24 protein-coding genes and 1 tRNA gene are annotated in these 20,699 nt (G+C 58.8%); 17 read left to right on the top strand and 8 right to left on the bottom strand.

Annotation, left to right across the window (positions count from 1 at the left end; all coding sequences use genetic code 11):
• Positions 1–14 precede the first annotated feature (14 nt).
• The 8 genes from VLJ37_00570 (at position 15) to VLJ37_00535 (ending at position 7,708) form a co-directional block, all read left to right on the top strand.
• Positions 15–293 (top strand): hypothetical protein, encoded by a 279-nt coding sequence (locus tag VLJ37_00570; protein HSA58166.1) that lies wholly within the window; start codon positions 15–17, stop codon positions 291–293.
• The gene (gene miaA / locus VLJ37_00565) at positions 289–1,218 is read left to right on the top strand and encodes a tRNA (adenosine(37)-N6)-dimethylallyltransferase MiaA (GenBank protein HSA58165.1); all 930 of its coding nucleotides are present in this window, start codon (positions 289–291) and stop codon (positions 1,216–1,218) included. The genes VLJ37_00570 and miaA overlap by 5 nt, the downstream gene beginning before the upstream one ends.
• A 34-nt stretch (positions 1,219–1,252) precedes the next feature.
• The gene (locus VLJ37_00560) at positions 1,253–1,789 is read left to right on the top strand and encodes a Rieske 2Fe-2S domain-containing protein (protein ID HSA58164.1); all 537 of its coding nucleotides are present in this window, start codon (positions 1,253–1,255) and stop codon (positions 1,787–1,789) included.
• 9 nt (positions 1,790–1,798) lie between these two features.
• Entirely contained in the window at positions 1,799–2,602 is an 804-nt protein-coding gene (locus VLJ37_00555; protein ID HSA58163.1) for a cytochrome b N-terminal domain-containing protein, read from the top strand.
• 3 nt (positions 2,603–2,605) lie between these two features.
• Complete coding sequence (locus tag VLJ37_00550) at positions 2,606–3,400, top strand: cytochrome C (GenBank protein ID HSA58162.1); 795 nt, start codon at positions 2,606–2,608, stop codon at positions 3,398–3,400.
• Position 3,401: 1 nt separating this feature from the next.
• A complete protein-coding gene (locus VLJ37_00545; protein ID HSA58161.1) occupies positions 3,402–6,074 on the top strand; it encodes a c-type cytochrome in 2,673 nt (890 codons plus the stop codon).
• Complete coding sequence (locus VLJ37_00540) at positions 6,071–6,859, top strand: carboxypeptidase regulatory-like domain-containing protein (protein ID HSA58160.1); 789 nt, start codon at positions 6,071–6,073, stop codon at positions 6,857–6,859. The genes VLJ37_00545 and VLJ37_00540 overlap by 4 nt, the downstream gene beginning before the upstream one ends.
• Before the next feature lie 84 nt (positions 6,860–6,943).
• On the top strand, positions 6,944–7,708 hold the full coding sequence (locus tag VLJ37_00535; GenBank protein ID HSA58159.1) for a TonB-dependent receptor: 765 nt from the start codon (positions 6,944–6,946) through the stop codon (positions 7,706–7,708).
• Between the two features lie 116 nt (positions 7,709–7,824).
• Here VLJ37_00535 and VLJ37_00530 read toward each other — a convergent pair whose 3' ends face one another.
• From VLJ37_00530 to VLJ37_00510, 5 genes are read right to left on the bottom strand one after another with little or no spacing between them, the layout of a single operon-like run.
• A complete protein-coding gene (locus VLJ37_00530) occupies positions 7,825–8,232 on the bottom strand; it encodes a hypothetical protein (protein HSA58158.1) in 408 nt (135 codons plus the stop codon).
• Positions 8,233–8,234: 2 nt separating this feature from the next.
• Positions 8,235–8,552 carry a cytochrome C oxidase subunit IV family protein gene (locus VLJ37_00525; GenBank protein ID HSA58157.1) on the bottom strand — a complete coding sequence of 106 codons (318 nt, stop codon included), beginning with the start codon at positions 8,550–8,552 and terminating at the stop codon, positions 8,235–8,237.
• Positions 8,553–8,566: 14 nt separating this feature from the next.
• Complete coding sequence (locus tag VLJ37_00520; protein HSA58156.1) at positions 8,567–9,166, bottom strand: heme-copper oxidase subunit III; 600 nt, start codon at positions 9,164–9,166, stop codon at positions 8,567–8,569.
• A gap of 12 nt (positions 9,167–9,178) precedes the next feature.
• The gene (locus VLJ37_00515; protein ID HSA58155.1) at positions 9,179–10,903 is read right to left on the bottom strand and encodes a cbb3-type cytochrome c oxidase subunit I; all 1,725 of its coding nucleotides are present in this window, start codon (positions 10,901–10,903) and stop codon (positions 9,179–9,181) included.
• A gap of 9 nt (positions 10,904–10,912) precedes the next feature.
• Entirely contained in the window at positions 10,913–11,677 is a 765-nt protein-coding gene (locus VLJ37_00510) for a cytochrome c oxidase subunit II (protein ID HSA58154.1), read from the bottom strand.
• A 128-nt stretch (positions 11,678–11,805) separates the two neighbouring features.
• Between VLJ37_00510 and VLJ37_00505 the strand changes: the two genes are divergently transcribed.
• Both VLJ37_00505 and cyoE read left to right on the top strand, forming a co-directional pair.
• Positions 11,806–12,741, top strand: coding sequence for a COX15/CtaA family protein (locus VLJ37_00505; GenBank protein HSA58153.1), 936 nt, complete (start codon positions 11,806–11,808; stop codon positions 12,739–12,741).
• Entirely contained in the window at positions 12,738–13,631 is an 894-nt protein-coding gene (gene cyoE / locus VLJ37_00500; protein ID HSA58152.1) for a heme o synthase, read from the top strand. Before VLJ37_00505 ends, cyoE begins: the two co-directional genes overlap by 4 nt.
• A 4-nt stretch (positions 13,632–13,635) precedes the next feature.
• Here the strand turns inward: cyoE and VLJ37_00495 are convergent, their stop codons facing one another.
• Positions 13,636–14,787, bottom strand: coding sequence for an MFS transporter (locus tag VLJ37_00495; protein ID HSA58151.1), 1,152 nt, complete (start codon positions 14,785–14,787; stop codon positions 13,636–13,638).
• A 37-nt stretch (positions 14,788–14,824) separates the two neighbouring features.
• On the opposite strand from VLJ37_00495, the gene VLJ37_00490 reads away from it, so the two are divergent.
• The 4 genes from VLJ37_00490 (at position 14,825) to VLJ37_00475 (ending at position 18,360) form a co-directional block, all read left to right on the top strand.
• Entirely contained in the window at positions 14,825–15,376 is a 552-nt protein-coding gene (locus VLJ37_00490) for an SCO family protein (GenBank protein ID HSA58150.1), read from the top strand.
• The gene (locus VLJ37_00485; protein ID HSA58149.1) at positions 15,373–15,795 is read left to right on the top strand and encodes a DUF420 domain-containing protein; all 423 of its coding nucleotides are present in this window, start codon (positions 15,373–15,375) and stop codon (positions 15,793–15,795) included. The genes VLJ37_00490 and VLJ37_00485 overlap by 4 nt, the downstream gene beginning before the upstream one ends.
• A gap of 161 nt (positions 15,796–15,956) precedes the next feature.
• The gene (locus tag VLJ37_00480) at positions 15,957–17,390 is read left to right on the top strand and encodes an NTP transferase domain-containing protein (protein HSA58148.1); all 1,434 of its coding nucleotides are present in this window, start codon (positions 15,957–15,959) and stop codon (positions 17,388–17,390) included.
• A 7-nt stretch (positions 17,391–17,397) separates the two neighbouring features.
• Positions 17,398–18,360: a radical SAM protein gene (locus tag VLJ37_00475; protein HSA58147.1), complete on the top strand. Its 963-nt coding sequence runs from the start codon at positions 17,398–17,400 to the stop codon at positions 18,358–18,360.
• 22 nt (positions 18,361–18,382) lie between these two features.
• Here VLJ37_00475 and VLJ37_00470 read toward each other — a convergent pair whose 3' ends face one another.
• Positions 18,383–19,153: a hypothetical protein gene (locus VLJ37_00470; GenBank protein ID HSA58146.1), complete on the bottom strand. Its 771-nt coding sequence runs from the start codon at positions 19,151–19,153 to the stop codon at positions 18,383–18,385.
• Between the two features lie 209 nt (positions 19,154–19,362).
• Between VLJ37_00470 and VLJ37_00465 the strand changes: the two genes are divergently transcribed.
• Positions 19,363–19,626, top strand: a complete 264-nt coding sequence (locus VLJ37_00465) for a ribbon-helix-helix protein, CopG family (GenBank protein ID HSA58145.1) — start codon at positions 19,363–19,365, stop codon at positions 19,624–19,626.
• A 1-nt stretch (position 19,627) separates the two neighbouring features.
• Entirely contained in the window at positions 19,628–20,026 is a 399-nt protein-coding gene (locus tag VLJ37_00460; GenBank protein ID HSA58144.1) for a PIN domain-containing protein, read from the top strand.
• A 2-nt stretch (positions 20,027–20,028) separates the two neighbouring features.
• Here the strand turns inward: VLJ37_00460 and VLJ37_00455 are convergent.
• Positions 20,029–20,112, bottom strand: a tRNA-Leu gene (locus VLJ37_00455).
• 133 nt (positions 20,113–20,245) lie between these two features.
• Here VLJ37_00455 and rimP point away from each other — a divergent pair.
• Positions 20,246–20,698, top strand: a complete 453-nt coding sequence (rimP, locus tag VLJ37_00450; protein ID HSA58143.1) for a ribosome maturation factor RimP — start codon at positions 20,246–20,248, stop codon at positions 20,696–20,698.
• Position 20,699: the final 1 nt, after the last annotated feature.

Raw genomic sequence — 20,699 nt, 5'->3', positions numbered from 1 at the left:
TATGAGAGCGAATCGTGAAAGAGAAAAAAGGCGAAAGGATCCTTCGAGGAAGAATGGCGGGAATCGCTCTCGAAGATCTCGATTCAAAGCTGGATATGATCGTTGAGGTGGTAAAGGATTCGGAAAGACGACTTTCTGGGCAAGTGAATGAAATGAAAACCGAGCTAAAGCAAGATATTGCCGATATCCACCTTCTTCTAAGACGTCACACCGATTCACTTCAAGGGCATGAACAGAAGATTCAGAAACACGACGAAGAAATAGTCGTCTTAAAACAGACATCTCGCCATTAATCCCGAAGAAACTTCTCAGACAATCATTATCCTCTGCGGTCCTACCGCGTCTGGTAAGACGGCCGTGGCCGTCGAGGCGGCGCAAAGGCTCGGCGCCGAGATCGTCAGCGCCGACTCGGGGCAGGTCTACCGGGGGATGGACATCGGCACGGCCAAACCCTCGCGCGAGGACCGCTCGCGCGTTCCGTTTCATCTGATCGACATCCTCGACCCCGACCAACAATTCTCGGCGGCGGACTTCCGTTCCCGGTCCCTGGAGGCCATCGGCGCCATTCAAAAGAGGGGAAAAAGGGCCCTCGTCGTCGGGGGGACGGGGCTCTACCTCAAGGCCTTGGAGCAGGGGCTCTTCGAAGGACCGTCGCGAGACGACGCCGTTCGTGCCGAGCTCGAGGAGCGCGTCCGGCGGGACGGGATCGAATCGCTCCATCGGGAGCTTCAGGAGGTCGATCCCTCCGCCGCGGCGGCGATCCCCCCCAAGAATCGCCAGCGGATCATCCGGGCCCTGGAGGTCTATCGGTTGACGGGGCGGCCGATCTCGGAATTCTGGAAGGAGGATCAAGCGCGACGGGGCAGTGGGGGACGCGCGATCCCGACCTTCATCAAATACGGCCTGGACCTCTCCCGGGACGAATTGAACCGCCGCATCGAGGAGAGGGTGGAAGGCATGATCGAAGAAGGGCTTTTGGCCGAGGCCCGGGGCCTGTGGGAGAGGTGGGGAAGGGCGGCCCCCGGTCTCAAGCTCATCGGGTACAAGGAGATCGTCGCGTATTTGGAAGGAAAGACCGGTTTGGAGGAGGCCGTCGCCCTCGTCATCAAGAACACCCGCCAATACGCCAAGCGCCAGCGGACGTGGTTTCGGAAGGACAAGGAGATTCGATGGGTTAGCGATTTGACAAAGATCATGGGGGACTTGACAAAGGGGTGATGGTTGCTATTGTGCGCGCGAATTTTTTTTAACCATGCAAACGACCATTCCCGAAAGCCAGAAGCTGTCGAAAAAAGCGGACGACGCCAATCTGTGGACGCGCCGCGATTTTTTGGGTTTTGCGGGATGGGGCGCCTTTCTGTCCGCGATCGGACTCGGTCTGCTTGGCTTCCTGCGCTTCATGTTTCCGCGCGTCCTCTTTGAGCCGTCCCCCATCTTCAAGGCCGGTAGGCCGTCGGATTATCAGGACGGAGAGGTGAGCGAGAAATTCAAGGAGGAACAGCGCGTCTGGATCGAACGGGAGGGCGACAAGATCATCGCCATCCAGGCGATCTGCACTCACCTGGGCTGCACGCCCCGCTGGCTGCCCTTGGAGGGCAAGTTCAAGTGCCCCTGCCACGGGAGCGGTTTCACCAAGGAGGGGATCAATTTCGAGGGGCCGGCCCCGCGTCCGTTGGAGCGCCTGGCGATTCGCCTGGACGAGGAAGGCAATCTCGTGGTCGACAAGAGCAAGAAATTCCTGTTCGAAAAGGGCCAGTGGGAGGAGTCCGACTCTTTCGTCACTCTCTAGGCATCGCTTATGAAACTGATTCAACTCAAAGAGAAGTACGAGGAAATCCGCAAGGTCGTCGTCGATTCCACCGTCTGGAAGTCGATCTTCCGGCACGGGTATAAAGATACGCCGCGCAACCGCGTGTTGATGACGGCCTCGAACGTCTTCCTGCACCTGCACCCCTCCAAGATGAGGAGGCACGGGATCAAGATTTCGTACACCTGGTGCGCGGGGGGGCTGACGTTTCTTTTCTTCTTAATCCTCACGGTCACGGGCGTCATCCTCATGTTCTACTACCGGCCGGTGGCTGAATACGCCTTCGTCGACATGAAGTATCTTCAGTTCGACGTCCCGTTCGGCATGATCATGCGCAACATGCACCGGTGGGCGGCCCACGGGATGGTCATCCTGGTCATGCTTCATATGTTCCGGGTCTTCCTGACGGGCTCCTACAAGCCGCCCCGCGAGTTCAACTGGATCGTCGGCGTCATTCTTCTCGTGCTCACCTTCCTGCTCTCCTTCACGGGTTATCTGCTGCCCTGGGACCAGCTGGCCATTTGGGCGGTGACGGTCGGCACGAACATGGCGCGCGCGACCCCGCTCATGGGTCATGAGGGACCGTTGGCCGAGCAGATGCGCGAATTAACCGGCCTGATCACGCCGCGTTACGACGCCCGGTCGCTTCTCACGGGCGGTACGATTGTGGCGGCGCCGACGCTCCTGCGGTTCTACGTGCTTCATTGCATTTTCATTCCGATCGCGACGGCGGTCCTGATCATCGTGCATTTCTGGCGCGTCCGGAAGGATGGGGGGATCTCGGGTCCTCTTTAGCCTATGGCGGAAGAACAAAAGAAAATCGTTCCGGCTTCGAGCCTGTCCCCGGACAAGGTTCATACGTGGCCCCACCTGGTGAAGGCGGAGTTCATCGTCGGGCTGATCTCCCTGATCTTGATTACGGTCTGGTCTATCGTGATCGATGCCCCGATGGAGGAACCGGCCAACCCGACCAGGACGCCGAACCCCTCCAAGGCGCCCTGGTACTTCCTGGGCCTCCAGGAAATGCTGGTTTACTTCGACCCCTGGTACGCCGGTGTCGTTCTGCCCAGCCTCATCATCGTGGGGCTCATGCTCATCCCGTATCTCGACATCAACAAGAAGGGGGTGGGCTATTACACGTTCACGGAACGCAAGTTCGCCGTCTCCGTTTTCGGCTTCGGGTTTCTCATCCTCTGGGTGTTCCTGATCATCATTGGCGTCTTCTTCCGCGGACCGGGCTGGAACTTCTTCATGCCCTGGCAGGACTGGGACACGCACAAGGTCGTGGCCCTGACCAACATCGACCTGAACATCTTTCTCGCGCAGCATCTGGGAATCGACTTACTGCGGAACACCGTGGTTCAGGCCGTTTTTGGGACGGGCCTGATCGGGGCGTACTATCTGATCGGGGTGGTTTTCTATCTCTGGAAGGTCAAGAAGAGCCCGGTGCTCCAGGAATTGGGTCCGATCCGCTACGGGCTGACGGCCTTCTTGTTTCTGACCATGATGGCGTTGCCGATCAAGATGATTCTGCGCTGGACCTTCAACATCAAGTACATCGTCACTTATCCCTGGATCGGGCTGAACATCTGATATGCCTCCCGCTGAAACCGACCCCATCGAGAAGAAGTCCTATACCAAGCTCTGGTTCCTGCTGGGCTCCCTCTTTTTTCTCGTTTCCGTCTGGGCCTTCTACAGCGAATTCATCGCGCGCCGGTCCTGGAAGGGCTACCAAAGGGAATTCAACCGGCTGGAGCTCAAAAAGGTCGAAGAGGAATACGAGAAGACTCAACAGTCCATCGAAGCCGAAGATAAGCGCCGCGACCAGCTTCCGGACCCCGTGCCACCGGCTCCGCCGCTTTCCGATGATCAGCTGTCCTTGCGCAAAATCCGCTTGAGGATCGAAGAGGCCGAAATCCGGATGGACGGCAAAGAATATCAGGATGCCCTGAAAGAACTGAAGAAGCGAGGCATCGAGCTATCCGACGCCAAGCAGGTCTTGGGCTTCGCCAAGGCGGACCAGGACGAAGTTTTCTACGAATGGAAACACGCCATTTTTCATGGGCATGACAAAGAGGCCGAAGAGCGCAAGAAACAGTACTACGAGCTTGAGAACCGCATCGTCGAACTGAAGAAGGCCGTGGCGGGGAAGGAGGATCGGGTCGCCGAGGTCCAGAAGGTCCTCGACACCTATCAGTTGGAACTCAAGAAGTGGAAAACCGCCGAAAAGAAATACGGCGAGGCCCTCGAAAAGTTTGACAAGAAGATGGAGGCGATCCGGGGCCGGGGGCTCGACATCAAGCAAACGGTCATCGATGACTTGGGCAAGGGCGGGGTCATCGCCTGGGGAACGGTGGACCGGTGCGAGTCCTGTCACGTAGCGATCAACCGCGCCGGTTTTGAGAACGAAAAGCAGCCGTTTGCGACGCATCCCCACCGCGAGGAGATTCTGGGCAAGCACCCTCCGGAGCAGTTCGGCTGCACCACGTGCCACGGCGGCCAGGGTCGTGCGACGCAAATCGAGCACGAGCCGCTGGAGGAAGGCGACTTTGCCCACGGAATCGTGCACCATTGGGCGGAACCCCTCCTGCGCAAGGAATTCGTCGAGGCCTCCTGCAACAAGTGCCATCAGGACCAATGGAAACTGGAGCATGCACCGGTGGCCATGAAGGGAAAGAGACTCTTTTGGAACAAGGGATGCACCGGGTGCCACACGATCAAGGGGTTCGAAAGCGCCCCGAAGGTCGGCCCGTCGCTTGCCAGGGTGGCCTATAAGGTCCAGCCGGAATGGCTGATCGCGTGGATCAAGAATCCCCGCGACTATTTGCCTCACGCGAACATGCCCAAGGCCCCCCTGGACATCGACGAGCCGGGGCAGGTGGAAAAGGTGGCCGCCTACCTGCTGCAATCCTCCCAGCCTTACCCTTTGCCCTTCGGAAAATTCCCCGGAGGAAACGCCGAAAGCGGCAAGAAGCTTTTTGAGACCGTCGGATGCTATGGCTGCCACACGCTGGGCGACAAGGGGACGGGTTTGGCCCCGGCCCTCGACAAGATTGCCTCCAAGACCAACGCCGACTGGATCTACAACTGGATTCAGGACCCGAAATCCTACAATCCAACGGCCCGCATGCCCAGCCTCCGGCTGAGCCGGGAGGAGGCGGCGGACATCACGGCCTTCCTGGCGCAAAACGGCCAGCCTCAGACCCCCGATGAGGCGCTTCAGCAAAGACTAAAGGACCCGGAAAATGCCAAGAAGGGGTTCCTCCTCGTCTCACAATATGGGTGTTACGGTTGTCACAACATCAAGGGTTTCGAGGACACATCCAAACTGTCGGTTGAACTGACCGCGTTTGGGAGGAAGGACATCGCCGAGCTCGACTTCGGGGACACGAAGATTCCGAGGACGTGGGATGATTGGGCGGCGGGCAAACTCAAGAATCCCCGGATGTACCTGACCGAGCGAACCTCTTCGCGCATGCCCAACTTCGGGCTTTCGGATGAAGAGATCCATGCCCTCGTCGTCTTCCTCAAAGGCATGAAGAAGGAGGATGTGCCCGAACGTTTCCTCATGACCAAGAAAAATGCGCATCAGGTCGAGATCGATGACGGCCGCCGCTTGGTCGAGCGCTTGAATTGCAAAGGTTGCCATTTGATCGAAGGGGAAGGACGCCTCATCGAAAGCATCGTCGGCGCCGACAAGGCCCCGCCCAATCTGATGGGGATCGGCGCCCGGGTGAGGCCGACCTGGATGTTCTCGTTCCTGAAGGATCCCTCCAGGACGAAATTGCGGCCCTGGATCGAGGTTCGCATGCCGACGTTCAAGTTTTCGGATGATGAGGCAAACACGATCATCAAGTACTTCTCAGCATTGGACAAAGTTCCGGCGGATTTCTCGACGGTTCCCGAAATGCCGGCCGATCCGGAAATGGTGGCGGCCGGAGAAAAGCTGGTCTCGCGCGATTACTTCAGCTGCTGGTCCTGCCATATTCAGGGGAGTGTGACGCCGACCTCCGCGCCGGAACAGTGGGGGCCGGATCTGGCCCTGGCGAGGGAACGGATCCGGCATGATTTCATCCCCGAATGGGTCAAAGATGCCCAAAAATTCACCCCCGGCGTCAAGATGCCGGCCTTCCTCCCCACGGATGACGCCGCCCCGCAGGACATTCTCGGCGGCAGCCGTCAGAAACAGGCGGAGGCGATTCGGGATTACCTCATGACTTTGGGCGCAACCTCTCCCTCCCACGCGTCGACGACTCCCTCGCAATGAGACTTTCCGTTTTGGCGGCTGCCTTGGCGGTCGTCGCCATCCATTTCGCTCCTGTCCAGGCATGGGCCGGGGGCGCGATCTCCGGCTTCATCCGGTATCAGGGGGCTCCCTTGCCCGCCAAACACCGGCCGATCACCGTGGATGCAGCCGTATGCGGCCCTGAGGCGGTTCTCGAGGACTTGGCCCTGGGCAAAAGGGGAGGTGTGGCCAATACCGTCGTCTCCCTTCAAGGCATCGCGGGAGACGGGCGCGCGTTTCCCGAGCCTTCAGGCGGCTTTGTCCTGAGACACAAGAAGTGCCGGCTTGAACCCCCCGTCCTGATCGTCGCCCCCGGACGGGATGTTGTTGTCCTCAATGAAGACCATCTAAATCATGACCTGATCACGATGGGGCGGACCAATCCGCCCATCGATGTGGCACAGCCGAAGGGGGTTTCCCGCGTCACAGTTCGCTTCGACCATCGGGAGATTCTTCAGGTGCGTTGCGGAATCCATGACTGGGAGACGGCCTGGATCGTTGTGGCCGCAAACCCATACTATGCCGTTTCGAATGCGGAAGGTTTTTTCGAGATCAGGGACGTCCCGGCCGGCGATTATACGGCCAACATTTGGCACAGAGTCTTGGGCTCAGAGACGAGGCGTGTGGTGGTCCGTGAAGGCGAGAATCTCAGACTGGACTTCAATCGTAAGCAACTCGTCAGCCAGATTTTTCCAAAGGATCCCTACATTTCCCAAAACATTAGTCGTCTCGACGTCAACATTCTCCCCATCCGGCTTGTCAAATAGCACGGACCGGTAAGGCCGCGAACACCCTTGACTTTTGACGCGCCGTTTCACAAACATACGGGCCCTAAAAAGGAGAGAAAGACTATGAGAACCAAGACCGTGTTGACCGTCGCGGCCCTGTTGGCCGCAAACGTGTTCCTGAACCAGGAGTGCCAGTCCCAGCCTGCGCCGGCGGCCAAACCGGCTCCCGCGGCGCCTGCGGCCGCTCCGGCCGCCGCCCCTGCCGCCGCCCCTGCCGCGGCCGGTTTGAAGGTGGTCGTGAAATTCACGGGGACGGCCCCCGCTATGCCCAAGCTGAAGCGTGACGCCGATCCCTTCTGCGGCAAGACCCCGATGAACGATCAGGAGGTCGTCGTGAATTCGAACGGAACGCTCAAGAACGTCGTTGTTCGCGTTTCGCAGGGGGCCGCGGCCTCGGCGACCCCGCCGGCCGAATCGAAGGAGATCGATCAGAGCAACTGCATGTACGCGCCGCGCGTCGTGGCCGGCGTGACGGGCCAGAAACTGATCATCAAGAACGGCGATCCGATCATGCACAACGTGCACACCTACATGGGCACGACAACGGGATTCAACCAGGCCCAGATGAAGGGCGCGAAAGACATCGAGAAAACGATCGCGGCCGGAGTCACCAAGTTCAAGTGCGACGTGCACCCGTGGATGACGGGTTATGTGGTCGGCAACGACAACCCCTACGTCTGCGTGACGGACGACAAGGGCGAATGCACGCTGGCGGGCTTGCCTTCGGGGGCCTATACCCTGGAAGCCTGGCACGAGAAGTACGGCACGAAGACGGCCACCGTCGCGGCCGGTGCCGCCTCCGCAGAGTTCAGCTACGCGGCGCCGTAGTTAGTTTGTTCGGAAATTCAAAAGAGCCTCGGTTCGAAAGGACCGGGGCTTTTTTACGTTGGAGGCTCAGTAGGAGCCGGAAACGCACCCGAAGGGGAAGCCGTAGGGTGTTGGATTCAGCCTTCGAGCGCCTTGGCGCGGCGGGCCCAGGTGATTCCGACGGAGGCGATGCCGGCCAAGACGCCCGCGACCACTAGGATCAAGAGGAGGATCCCCGCCTTGAGCCCCCTGGTCATCTCGGAGTTCGAATCCCCGAAACAGAGGGCGCAGGCCCATGCGGTGGGCAGGCCCGCCGCATGGGTTGAGATCGCGGCGAGCAAGACGACTGCCATCTTTTTGAACTTGTTCCGGAACCAGCGCCCGTAAGGCACGAGGGCCAGGAGTCCGACGACGCCGGTGATTCCCACGCCCAAGGAAACCGCATCCCGCGATACGCGATAACCCTGAAAGCCCCAAATCACCATGAAAAGCGACAGGCTGACCGAGACGATGATGAAGGCAATGTGAAAGCTCTTGAGTGACACGTCTAAGAATGCATCCCGTGTGACATCATACCACGATCCGTGAAAAAAATAATGAAGACCATGGCGATCAAGAAAGAGATGGTGATCCCCAGGATGGAAAATATGAGTTTGCGCTCCGAGATCAAGTGCATGAAGTAGGCCGCGACCAGGGATGCCTTGATCGTGGCGATGGACAGGGCGACCGTCACCGCGATGGGCATGGTGAGGTGCATATAGCTGACGCCCACCGTCACGACCGTCAGTCCCGCCAGGGCCACAAAAACGGCGACGTAGGTCCGGACGTGCTTCTTGATGTCTTCCGCGGCAGCCCCGTGCTCCATAGGTTTCTCCTATTTTATAATAGATAAATGGACGGAAACAGGAAAATCCAGACCAGGTCGACGAAGTGCCAATAGAGGCCCGCCGCCTCGATCCGTCCGGCGAACATCTTCGGATTTCGGGTCCAGAGGCGTTTCCCCGTGACCAGAAAATAAAGATTCAGCAAAATTCCGCCCAGCACATGCAGTCCATGCAAGCCCGTCAGCGTGAAGTAGATGCCATAGAAATTGTCCGTCCAGGGGAAATGCTCGTGATGGAACTTGCTGGAATATTCGAATCCCTTGACGCCCATGAAGGCGAGCCCCAACAGGATCGTCAGCCCCATGTAGAGGCGGAAGCGGTCGAACCGGTTCATCATCAGGGCCGCCCAGCTCATCACCATGGTGACCGACGACGTGATCAGAATCATTGTGTTCAGCGTCGCCAAGGGGACGTTCAGGACCATCCAGCCGTGAGGCCAGGCGGGATTGCCGATTCGCAGGATGATATAGCTGGAAAACAGGGCTCCGAAGAGCATGACTTCGGAGGCGATGAAGAGCCATACGCCCAGCTTGGAGTTCGTGACCCCGGTGACCGGGTGCGGATGATCGATATAGTGGATGACGGCGGTCGACATAGATTCTCCGGATTATGAAACCTGTTGAGGGATGTAGTCCGTGGCCTTGCCCGGGACGCTGTATTCATAAGGCCCGCGGTGCACCACGGGTTCCTGCAGGAAATTCCCGTGCGGCGGGGGGGTCGGCGTCGCCCACTCGAGCGTCGTCGCGTCCCATGGATTATCGCTCGCCCTTTTGCCGGCCTTCAGACTCAGGAAGAAATTGATGATGAAGAATAGCTGGGCCGCGCCCAGAACCCAGGCGCTGATCGACATGAAAACGTTCGTGCCCTGGACCGCTTGGGCGTGGGCGTAAAAGTTCGGCGTATGCAGGCGGCGGGAAACGCCCGCGAAGCCCTGGATGAACATGGGCATGAAGATCCCGTTGATGGCGAGGAACGAGATCCAGAAATGCAGCTTGCCCAGGAGATTGTTCATCATCCGTCCTGTGACCTTGGGGTACCAGTAGTAGATGCCCGCGAAGAGGGCGAACAGGGTCCCCGGGGCCACGACGTAGTGGAAATGGCCGATCACGTAGTACGTGTCGTGCAGGTAGATATCGGAGGTCGCCAATCCCAAGGGCAGTCCCGTGAGGCCTCCGATCGCGAACATGGGGAGAAAGGCCAGGGCGAACATCATGGGCAGGTTGAATCGGATCGATCCTCCCCAGAGGGTGATGATGAGACAGGTGATCAGGATCACCGACGGGATCGAGATGATCATCGTCGTCGTCTGGAAGAAATTGCTCATCGTCGTCCCCATGCCGGTCATGAACATGTGATGGGCCCAAACAATGAAGGACATGAAGCCGAGAAAGAGGACCGAATAAACCATCGTTTTATAGCCGTAGAGGGGTTTGCGCGTGTTGTTCGCGATGATTTCCGTGACGATGCCAAGCGCCGGCAGGATCAGGACGTACACCTCGGGGTGAGCCAGGAACCAGAACAGATGCTGCCACAGAACGGGATTGCCGCCTCCGGCAACCTGCAACGGCATGCCGCCGACGACCAGGCCCGACGGCATGAAAAAGCTCGTGCCCGCCACGCGGTCCATGAGCTGGAAGACGGCCGCCGCTTCCAGGGGAGGAAAAGCCAGAACGAGCAGGAAGGACGTCACGAACTGGGCCCAGACCAGGAAGGGCATCCGGAAAAAGGATAACCCCTTGGCGCGGAGCTGAACGATCGTCACGATGATGTTGATCGAGCCCAAGAGCGAGGACGTGATCAAGAAGACCATGCCGATCAGCCAGGCCGTTTGCCCGGTGCTGGCCAGGATGGAAAGCGGCGGATAGGAGGTCCAGCCGGATTGGGCGGGGCCGCCGGGCAAGAAGAAGCTGCAAAGCATGACGACGCCGCCCACGAAGTAGGACCAGTAGCTGGCGGCGTTCAGTTTGGGAAACGCCATGTCGGGAGCGCCGATCTGGAGCGGAACGAGGTAGTTGCCGAAGCCGCCGACGGCCAGCGGAACCACGCCCAAGAAGACCATGATCGTCCCGTGCATGGCGCCAAAGGAGTTGTAGAGATCGGGGGACATGACGCCGCCGGGCATCATCTGCGAGTTTTCGAACCAGGACGCGATCAGCGGGAGGGCCTCCCCGGGATAGGCCAGTTGCCAGCGCATGAGCATCATGAGGCAGAAGCCGAAAAAGAGGAAGAGGAGCCCGGTGATGGCATACTGGATGCCGATGACCTTGTGGTCGATGGAAAAGACGTATGTCCGGATGAAGCCGAGTTCGTGATGTTCGTTGTGTTCGCTCATAGTCGTTCCTTATTGGGGCGCCGGTTCCAGTTCCTTTTCCTTCTCCGCCATCCAGGCCGCGTATTCCTCGGGCGTGTCGATGCTGACGAATCCCCGCATGGTGGTATGGCCATTCCCGCAGAGTTGAGCGCAGGCGATTTCGAACTGGCCCGTCTGCTTCGCCTCCCACCAGATCGGGACGTTCATTCCCGGAATGGCGTCGTGCTTCACGCGGAGGACCGGGATGAAGAGGCTATGAATGACGTCCTTGGAGGTCAGGTTCGCGATGACCGGCTTGTCGACGGGAAAATGGAGCTGACCGAGCGTCGTGATGTCGTCTTTGGCGTTGGGATCGTTCAGGTCGAGACCGATGGTATTGCTGTCGGAGACGAGCTTGGGGTCGGTCCTGCCGAAAACGCCGTCCTTGCCCGGATAATGGATGTTCCAGCCGAACTGCTGAGCGACGATCCTGATGTTTGTGGCGGATTCCCTCGGCGGGAATGCGGTCCTCAGCTTCGACCAGGCGGGGTAGGAGAGGCCCACGAGGATGAAGGCCTCGAAAATGACGACGCCGATTTCCAGGAATTTCGGCAGCTTGCTATGCGGGATCTCATGCCGTGCCTTGTGTCCGGGACGCTGGCGGAAACGGACCAGGCAGTAGACGAAAAAGAGGCCCCAGCCGACGAAGAGAGCGACCATGAAGACGTGCATGATGAGGATGATCTGATCGATGATCGCGCCGTGCGCCGAGACGTCGGGAGGAAGCCACCAGCCGTAGATTGAAGGAGAATCCATAAGAGTTTTCCTAATTTGAGGGGTGCGGCTAACATAGGAATTGGAGACCCGTCAAGGAGAAGCATTGATTTCCGTCATCAATTGACAGTTTGTCCGAAGCCGGGTAGGGCTCCCCCCGCAATCCCTCAATGAAACCGTCCTTGGAAAACCGTATTGCACTCGCGCTCGCTGTCCTTATTTTCCTCCTCGTCGTCTGGGGAGGCGTCGTCCACAATACGGGATCGAGTTTGGCCTGCCCCGACTGGCCGACCTGTTACGGAAGCCTGATGCCTGAAATGAAAGGCGGCATCGCCGTCGAGCACGGACACAGGCTCCTCGCCACCGGCGTGGGACTCCTGACGGTCCTCCTCTCCGTCGTGCTCGCAAAAAAACGCAGGGACCTGCGCCTTTGGGGATACTTGGCGGTCTTTCTCGTTGTCTTCCAGGGTGTCCTGGGAGGAATCACCGTCCTCTACCGTCTGCCCACCGCGGTTTCGACGGCTCACTTGGCGACCTCGTTCGCCTTCTTTGCGTTGGTGATCTTTCTGGCGTTGAGGACCTCTCCGACCTGGGGCGGAGTGACTTTGCGGCTTTCGTGCGCCGCAGGGGTCTCCCTCCTGGTCTATCTCCAAAGCGTTCTTGGGGCCTTCATGCGGCACACCGGCGCCGGGTTGGTCTGCCCGGATCTCCCTTTTTGTTACGGCTCGCCTTGGCCTGCGGACAAGCCGGCTATTCTGCTCCTGCACATGGCCCATCGGTGGCTGGGGGTCGTGGTCGCCTTGGCGGTTCTGGCCCTTCCTTTCCTGATCCATGGGGGAAGGGCGCGCTTCTTAAGTCTCTTGGCCTGTGTCCTTGTCGTGGCCCAGATCGGTTTGGGCGCGGCGAGCATCATGACTCACTTGGGGGTGGCCGCCGTGACGGCCCATTTGGGCGGAGCGGCTTTGTTGTGGGCGGTGATGGTGATGTTGACCCTCACCCCCGACCCCACTCCCGCGACTCCCAAAGGACCGCGCTTTGCCGGAGGGAGAGGGGAGTTGATACCAGTGCGTGAAATGACGGGTGAGGGTCCGGGGGTGAGGGCATGATCCTCGGCTCCTCCCTTTACCTTCACAGCCCCACCGATCTCATCGCGCTCCTCAAGCCACGCGTCACCGCCCTGGTCATCGCCACCACCGCGGGCGGGCTCTGGCTGGCGCCTGGACCTCTTTCAGGCACCCTCGCATTTTACACACTTTTGGGAACCGTCCTCCTCGTCGGGGCCGCAAACGCCCTCAACATGTACCTGGAGCGCGATACGGATGCCCTGATGGCCCGGACCCGCGACCGCCCGCTGCCGGCCAAACGAATGTCGCCGGAGATCGCGTTGTGGGCCGGCATTTTTCTGGCCGCCGTCTCGCTCACCCTTCTTGCCGTTCGAGTCAATCTCCTGACCGGCGTTCTCGGTCTGGTCGCCTTCGTCAGCTACGTGCTCTTTTACACGCCGCTCAAACAAAAGAGCCACGCGGCGCTCTTAATCGGAGCTGTCCCGGGCGCGATGCCGCCCCTCATGGGCTGGACCGCGGCGACGGGGACGCTCCACCTCCCCCAGGATTTTCCGGGGCTCACGCTCTTTGCCATCCTGTTTCTCTGGCAGATCCCTCATTTTCTGGCGATCGCCCTCTTCCGGAAGGCGGACTATGAAAAGGCCGGCATCCGGATCATGCCTCTGGAGAAGGGCGAAGAGGCCACGAAGCACATGATCGTCCGGTATCTGGCGGGTTTGGTCGCCGTATCGTTCTACCCCGTGTCCTTCGGCATGGTGGGGCGCGGTTATTTGGCGGCGGCGGCGGCACTGGGGCTGACGTTCTTCGTCTGGGGATGCCTGGGATTCCGCAAGAACGCCGGCCCCGCCTGGGCCAGAGGCTTCTTTCTCGCCTCGATCGTCTATTTACCGGTGCTGTTGGGGGTCTTGGCCTTGAGCGCGCGATACGACTGACGGGTCAAGTGTTCAGAGAGAGCAAAAAAACGGCGGCCATGAGCCCTCCCGCCAGGTAGAAGGGAAACGCCATCCCCTGATCGAAGAGGAAGCCCGCGATCACCGGTCCGATCACCCGTCCCAAGCTTGCGCTGGCCTGAAAGGTGCCCATCACCGCGCCCCGCATCTGAGGCGACGATTTCTTGGAGACGATGCTCAGGAGGGACGGTTGGCTGATACCGCGGCCGACCGACGCGATCCCCAGGGGCAGGAGCAGTAGGGCGACCGTCGGGCTGAGCGGCACGCAGGCAAAGGAGGCCCCCAAGAGGAGGGAGCCGGAGAGAAGGAGGAGGGTCTCCCCGTATCTTTGCGTGAGCGTGCGGATCAATCCGCCCTGGATGACGATCATGATCAGGGCCATGAGTGCGAGGATGTAGGCCACGTGCATGGCGTCGTAGCTGAAGCGCCGCATCATGAAAAAGGCGAAGATCGACTCGAGCTGGTTCACGGCGATCGTGAACAAAAAGTAGATCGCGCAGAGCTTGAAAACCTGCGGCTGGGCGAGAACGCGTGTTTCGACGACCTCGTCTTGTGAGAGGCTGGGCTTGTGGTGCCGCGCGGGCTCGGGGAGGCGCCAGAGCGCGTATAAGAAGTTGAGCGCCGACAGCGCCGCCGCGGTCAGAATCGGGACGTGATAGCCGTGGTGGGAGAGAACACCGCCCAGGGCGGGCCCCAAGAGGAAACCGATCCCGAAGGCCGCGCCGATCATCCCCATCCCCTTGGAACGGTTTTCCTCCGTGGTGACGTCCGTCACATAGGCCGAGGCGACGCTGATGTTGGCCGCAAAGATTCCGCTCAGGATACGGCCCGCGAAAAGCAGAAGAAGGGAATTGGCGAGCCCGACCAGGACCAGCGAGGCGGCCGATCCCGCGATGGTGAGGACCAGGGTTTTCTTGCGTCCGATCCGGTCCGACAATCGGCCCCACAGCGATGAAAAAGCGAACTGCATGGCCGAATACGAGGTGAGGAGGAGCCCCAGCACCGTTGCGCTGGCCCCGTATTGTTTGGCGTAGAAGGGGAGGATCGGGACGACGACGCCGAAACCGATCAGGTCGAGGACGATGACGCTGAAGAGGATCAGCAGGCTTCGGTTGGCCGACGGCGTCGCAGTTGACATGGGCGTCCGGATTATTCCATGAGTCCCCTACGACGCAATGAGATTCCTGAAAGTCATCCTACTTCTGTCACTGGCCGCGGCGACCGCGGCTTGCGCGCGGCCTCTGCCGGTCTTCGGCGACGTTCCCGACTTCGTCCTCACGGACCAGACGGGGCGGACCGTGACCAACAAGGATCTCGCCGGCTCGGTGTGGGTCGCCGATTTCATCTACACGGGCTGTGCGACGGCCTGTCCGGCGCTCACGCAGAGGATGGCGGAGCTCAAACGCCTCGCCCGCCTCGTGACGTTCACCGTGGATCCGGAAGTCGACACGCCCGAACGGCTCAAGGCGTACTCCGAGCGCTTCGGCGCGGAACCGGCTTCGTGGTCATTCCTGACCGGCCCCGTTGAGGAGGTCCGGAAGACGATCTCGGAGGGTTTCAAGCTCTCCGCGCAAAAAGTCGACGCGGACGTCTTCCATTCCGAAAAACTCGTGCTCGTGGACGCCCGCGGGAGGATTCGGGGCTATTTCGACGCCGATCCCGAGGGTCTCGAGGCGCTCCGCCGGGCCGTCCGTCGATGCCGAGAGTCTTCAAAGGAGTCTTCGTGACCGAATGGGGCTCGCAGCTGGCCGCCGTCAATGCCGTTTTGAACGGGCTGGCGTTCGTACTGCTGTGCGCGGGATTTATCGCCATCCGCCGAAAGCGCGTGAAGACGCACCGGGCGTTGATGCTCGCCGCGTTCGCGACGTCCGTCCTTTTTCTCGTCTCCTATCTGACGCGTTTTTACCTGACCGGGGTCCATCGGTTTCCCGGCGAAGGGGCGCTCAAGACCTTCTATCTTTGGGTCTTGGGCTCTCACACGATGCTGGCGGCCTTAACCCCCGTCCTGGCCCTGCGCACCCTCTATCTGGCCACGAAGGGCCGGTTCGAGGCCCATCGCCGGATCGCGCGGGTGACCCTGCCGATCTGGATGTACGTCTCCGTGACGGGCGTCCTCGTCTACGTCCTGCTGTATCACGTGGCCTAGCCCCGCTTCCCGCGGGACAGCTCTCGCTACGGCTCGTGAAGGAAGCTAGGTCCCAAGGTCTGGGGTGGGCGTGTCAAAAAAAGAGGAAACGTTTTGAAGGGTTAGCGCATCCAACCGAAGGTATTGACGCATTGATCGAGGCATGTATGATGAAAAAAGGTATGAAAGCGTTGATCATTGCAGCGGGCCAAGGGAATCGTCTTCGCAAATGGGACGGCGACCTTCCCAAGCCCCTTTATAAGGTCGCCGGACTGACCCTCATCGAGCGCGCGATCCTCTCCGCCAAGAAGGCGGGCATCACGGAGTTCGTCGTCGTCATCGGCTATAAGGGCGACGTGATCCGGAAAAAACTGGAGAAGCGCCGGGCCAAGCTGGGCGTCTCGATCGAGTTCGTCGAGAATCCCGATTGGACGGCGGCGAACGGGCATTCGGTCCTGAAGGCGAAAGGCCGCCTCCCGGAAAATTTCGTCCTCATGATGTCCGACCACGTCTTTGACTGGAAGATCTTGTCCGGACTCGTGCGCGAGACCGTCAACCCGGGCGAGGTCGTTCTGGCGGTGGATCGCCGGATCGACGCCGTCTTCGATCTCCCCGACGCGACGAAGGTCAAGACGCGCCCCGGGTCCTCCGGCGGCGCCATCGTCGAGATCGGCAAGGAGATCTCCAGTTACGACGCCATCGACACGGGCCTCTTCCTGTGCACCCCCGGTCTCTTCCCCGCCCTGGAGAGGGCGTGCGCCGAGGGCCAGGGGAGCCTCTCCGAGGCGATCCGCGGCCTCGCGTCGCAGGGCAAGGCCCGGACGGCGACGATCGAGCCCCTCTTTTGGCAGGACGTCGACACGCCGGAAAGCCTCAAGCACGCGGAAAAAATCCTCTTCGGATCGGTCCGCAAAGAGACCGATGGGTTCATCTCCCGCAACATCAACCGCCGGATCTCGGGCCTCATCTCGCGACTTTTGATCAGGACGCCTTTGACGCCCAATCAGATCACCTGGTCGGCCTTGGTCGTCGGACTCATGTCTGGTTTTCTCATTTCGCGCGGCACGTACCGGGACGTCGCCTTGGGCGGCCTCATTTTCCAATTCGCGTCAATCTACGACGGGTGCGACGGCGAGATCGCCAAGCTCAAGCTCGCTTCCTCCAAGCTCGGCGAGTGGCTGGACACCGTCTGTGACAATATCACCTACGTGGCCTTCTTTTTGGGTGTGGCGGCCGGCGTCTATCGCCAGGGAGACACGACGCTCGCGCCGGTCGGGTTTCTCATGGGCTTCGGCATCCTGATGACGCTCGGGTCCATGTACTTCCATTTGGCCCGGAACACGAACTCGGGGAGCCTCGTGACCGTCCAAAAAGACATCGCAACGGGTCTCGAGTCGGGTGAGCAGGGCTTTCTCATCCGGGCCGTGGGCAAGCTCAAGTTCATGATGAAGAGGGACTTTTTCGCCCTGTTCTTCATGGCGCTCTGTCTCATGAACCGGCTCGATTGGATCCTCATCCTCGCCGCCATCGGGGCGAATCTGACCTGGATCGTCTTCCTCTCCACGAAACGCGACATGGCCCTATCGGCCGCCAAGGTGGAGATCCCGCCCCGCTGACAAGATCATGCTGTCCCGACAATTCACAGCCGCCAAAAAGCTGGAAGGCATCTACAAGTTTTTGAGGATCAAGGCGACCGGCTGGCCGCGCCTGATCAACCTGGAGGTGACCAAGCTCTGCAACGCCCAGTGCGATTTCTGCCCGTGCTGGGAGATCAAGGACTATCCGCAGCTCAAGGACTACGGGCCGATCATGAAAAAATTCCGGCCGATCGTCCTGTCCTTGAACGGCGGCGAGCCGCTGTTACGCAAGGATTTCATCGACATCGTGGACCAGGTCCGGCCGCACGTGACGTATCTGACGATGATTACGCACGGCCAGCTCCTGACCGAGGAGAAGTTCAAGGAGCTGACGGATCACGGCGTCGACCAGATCACGATTTCGAGGAACTACATCGACGAGACGCACGACCGGGAGCGCCACTTGCCGGGGCTCACGGATCATTTCAAGAAGCTCGTGCCGTCCCTCACTCGGCAGGGTTTCGACAACGTCGGCTTCAACACCGTCATCATGCATCACAATCTGGATCACATCCTCCCCCTGGCGAAGCAGGCGCACGAATGGGGCGCGAAGATCTCGTTCAGCTCCTACAGCACCTACAAGAACGACAAGGGCGATTACCGCGTGCGCGAAGAAGAGCTTTCGAAGCTGAAAGACGTCATCGGCGGGCTTCTCGACCTTAAGAAATCCCAGGGCAACATCATGACCTCCGAGTGGTACCTGAACCGCATCCCGGAGTTCTTCCGCGAGGGCCACATGGACGACTGCCGCGCGGGACTCAACTTCATCCAGATGACCCCGGACGGTTACATCAAGCGCTGCTCCGAGATGCCGGTGATGATGCACTGGTCGGAATACGAGCCGAAGAAGGTCGAGGAAAACACCTGCAACATCTGCTGGCTGTCCTGCCGCGGAGAGACCGAAACCCCCATCACGCCGTCACGGTTGTGGGAGTTTATTAAGCATTGATGGGACGAGATCGTCTGACAAATCATTGCTCAAATTGGAACTTCCAAGCCTCACCCACCATCTTGTCGAACATCAGGATGCGAACACCGAGGTCTTCTTGTCTCCTAATTTCATAAGCCGCTTGACCGTCCCATTTAGAGGCTCCGCTCACCCCGCACACTTCAATCCCAATCCTATGATAGGGGCAATCAGGACACCCCTCAAAATCTACGCCCGACAAGGGTATCTTATGGTGATAGTGACATAGATACGCAGATTCTGAGGAGGATTGCACCGTTTCTACCTTGATCGGAGTCTTGTAATCACTATTGTCATAATCCCAGGGTCCTTCAGTAGGACCAGTAAGAGGAGGAGAAATCCAACTTTGGACTTGATAACGTATCACCTCTATTGGGCAGGAGTTAAGTCCGTTCGGCTTACCAAATATCGTAGCGAGGTAAAGAGATTCAAGATCACTTGTTGATTGAAGACTTATACTTGGACCCTTCATACTCGAAAAGTATGAGGCATTGCCCGGCTTAGTCTTGTCGGTAGCATCAGTAGTAACATCATTGCCGAAATCATGTCGGTACGCGACCTTCTCGTCAGGAACTTTTATGACCAAATCTGCGGAACCCCCGGTGGAATTTGTTGGAGTATATGTCCAGCAATTGGGAACGACCCCTTGATTGACCGCTTGTGGGAAGCCAGTCGTAGGTTTGGAAATCGTACCCCTTACGACAGGCCCGGCAATGGCGGAATGACTGCTTGCACAAAGAACAAGAGAAATAACAAGTGTACGCACAACGTTCATAGGCCCTCCATTTTCGTGAACGAGTATCTAAAGAAGCAATTTTGGTGCTAGATTTGCAAACCAAACCAAACCAAACCAAACCAAACCAAACGAATTCAGCCATTTGCGTTTTGAAGAGTTGGCGAGATGGAGGTGAAAATGCCCCTCAAAATGATGATTTTCTCATTTTGATATTTGACAAATTCCTACCAGTAGGATAGGTATTACTTATGAAGCTCAGCATTTCTTTGCCGGACGCGATGGGGGGAGAGATCAAAGGCCTTGCAGCAAAGTCGGAGCGCAATGTCTCTTGGTGGATTCGTCGGGCATGGGACATTGCCCGCACGCAGCTGCTCCGCACCGATCAAGCGCAACGATCTCATAGGAGGGCGATGAAGAAGTTGGCTTCGCTCACCGGGGTGCTTAAAGAAGATTATCCGGGTATTGATTCCGTCACCTTGAGCCATCAAGCCTTTCTCTTGAAGAAGAGATAAATTGTATCTCTTCGATACCAATGTTTTTCTGGAGATTCTGCTGGAGCAGGAAAAGGAACAAGTTTGCAAGAAGGCGCTGGGTTCAATCAATGAGAGGCAACCCGGCTGGATAACGTCTTTCTCGCTTCACGCGATTCAAGCACTCATGGGAAATGCGAAGAGATGCGGGGCTCTCAAGACATTTCTGGAATCCTGTCAGGAAAATCCTCATCTCTTCTGTTATGCAACGACTCTTGAAGAAGATATGGAAATCGCTCAGTTGATCCCCAAGCTCAAACTGGATTTTGACGACGCCCTTCAGTACTACGTCGCCAGGAAACAAAAGCTCACGTTGGTCACGTTCGATCAGGATTTTCAAAAGGTTCGCGACATTCAGGTCGTCTCGCCCGAAGCTCTTTAGTGTGCCGCCTGAGGGACTCGAACCCCCACGGAGTTGCCCCCATCGGATTTTGAGTCCGACGCGTCTACCAGTTCCGCCAAGGCGGCAAGGGCCAAGAGAGCGGTATTTTCAGCAGTTTTTTTTGTATTGCAATGACTATCTGGTTTCGTTAAGAATTTCTTACATTTTCGGAGCAGTACCGAAAGTGGGCCTTACGCCCACTTTTTTATTTTCGGCCTTATGGATTCGCAAAGAGTTCGGTCATTGGTCGAGCCGGTTCTGGAGCCTCTGGGTTGCGAACTCATCGACGCCCGGTTCGTGACCGAACATGGACGGCGGATCCTGAGGCTCTTCGTGGACCGAGAAGGCGGCGTGACGGTTGGGGATTGCGAGCGGGTTTCGAGGGAGCTCGAGACCCTGTTGGAGGTGGAGGGAGTCCTGGGCGAACGGTCGGTCCTGGAGGTCTCTTCCCCCGGGCTCGACAGACCGTTGACCAAGCCGGCGCATTTTGAAAAATACGCCGGCAAGATGGCGGCGGTGACCACCTCAAGGGCGGTGGAGGCGTACGGGGACCGCCGGAACTACAAGGGGCTGATCCGCGGCGTCGAGGATGGAAAGGTCGTCTTGGAGATCGACCGGCAGGAATATCGGGTTCCCTTGGAATTGATCGAGAAGGCGCATCTGGTTTTTTAAA

It is taken from the genome of bacterium, from assembly GCA_035454885.1.
Classification (GTDB): Bacteria; UBA10199; UBA10199; order JACPAL01.
Note: the sequence above shows the minus strand (reverse complement) of the source record. Positions and strands in the feature narration are given on the sequence as shown.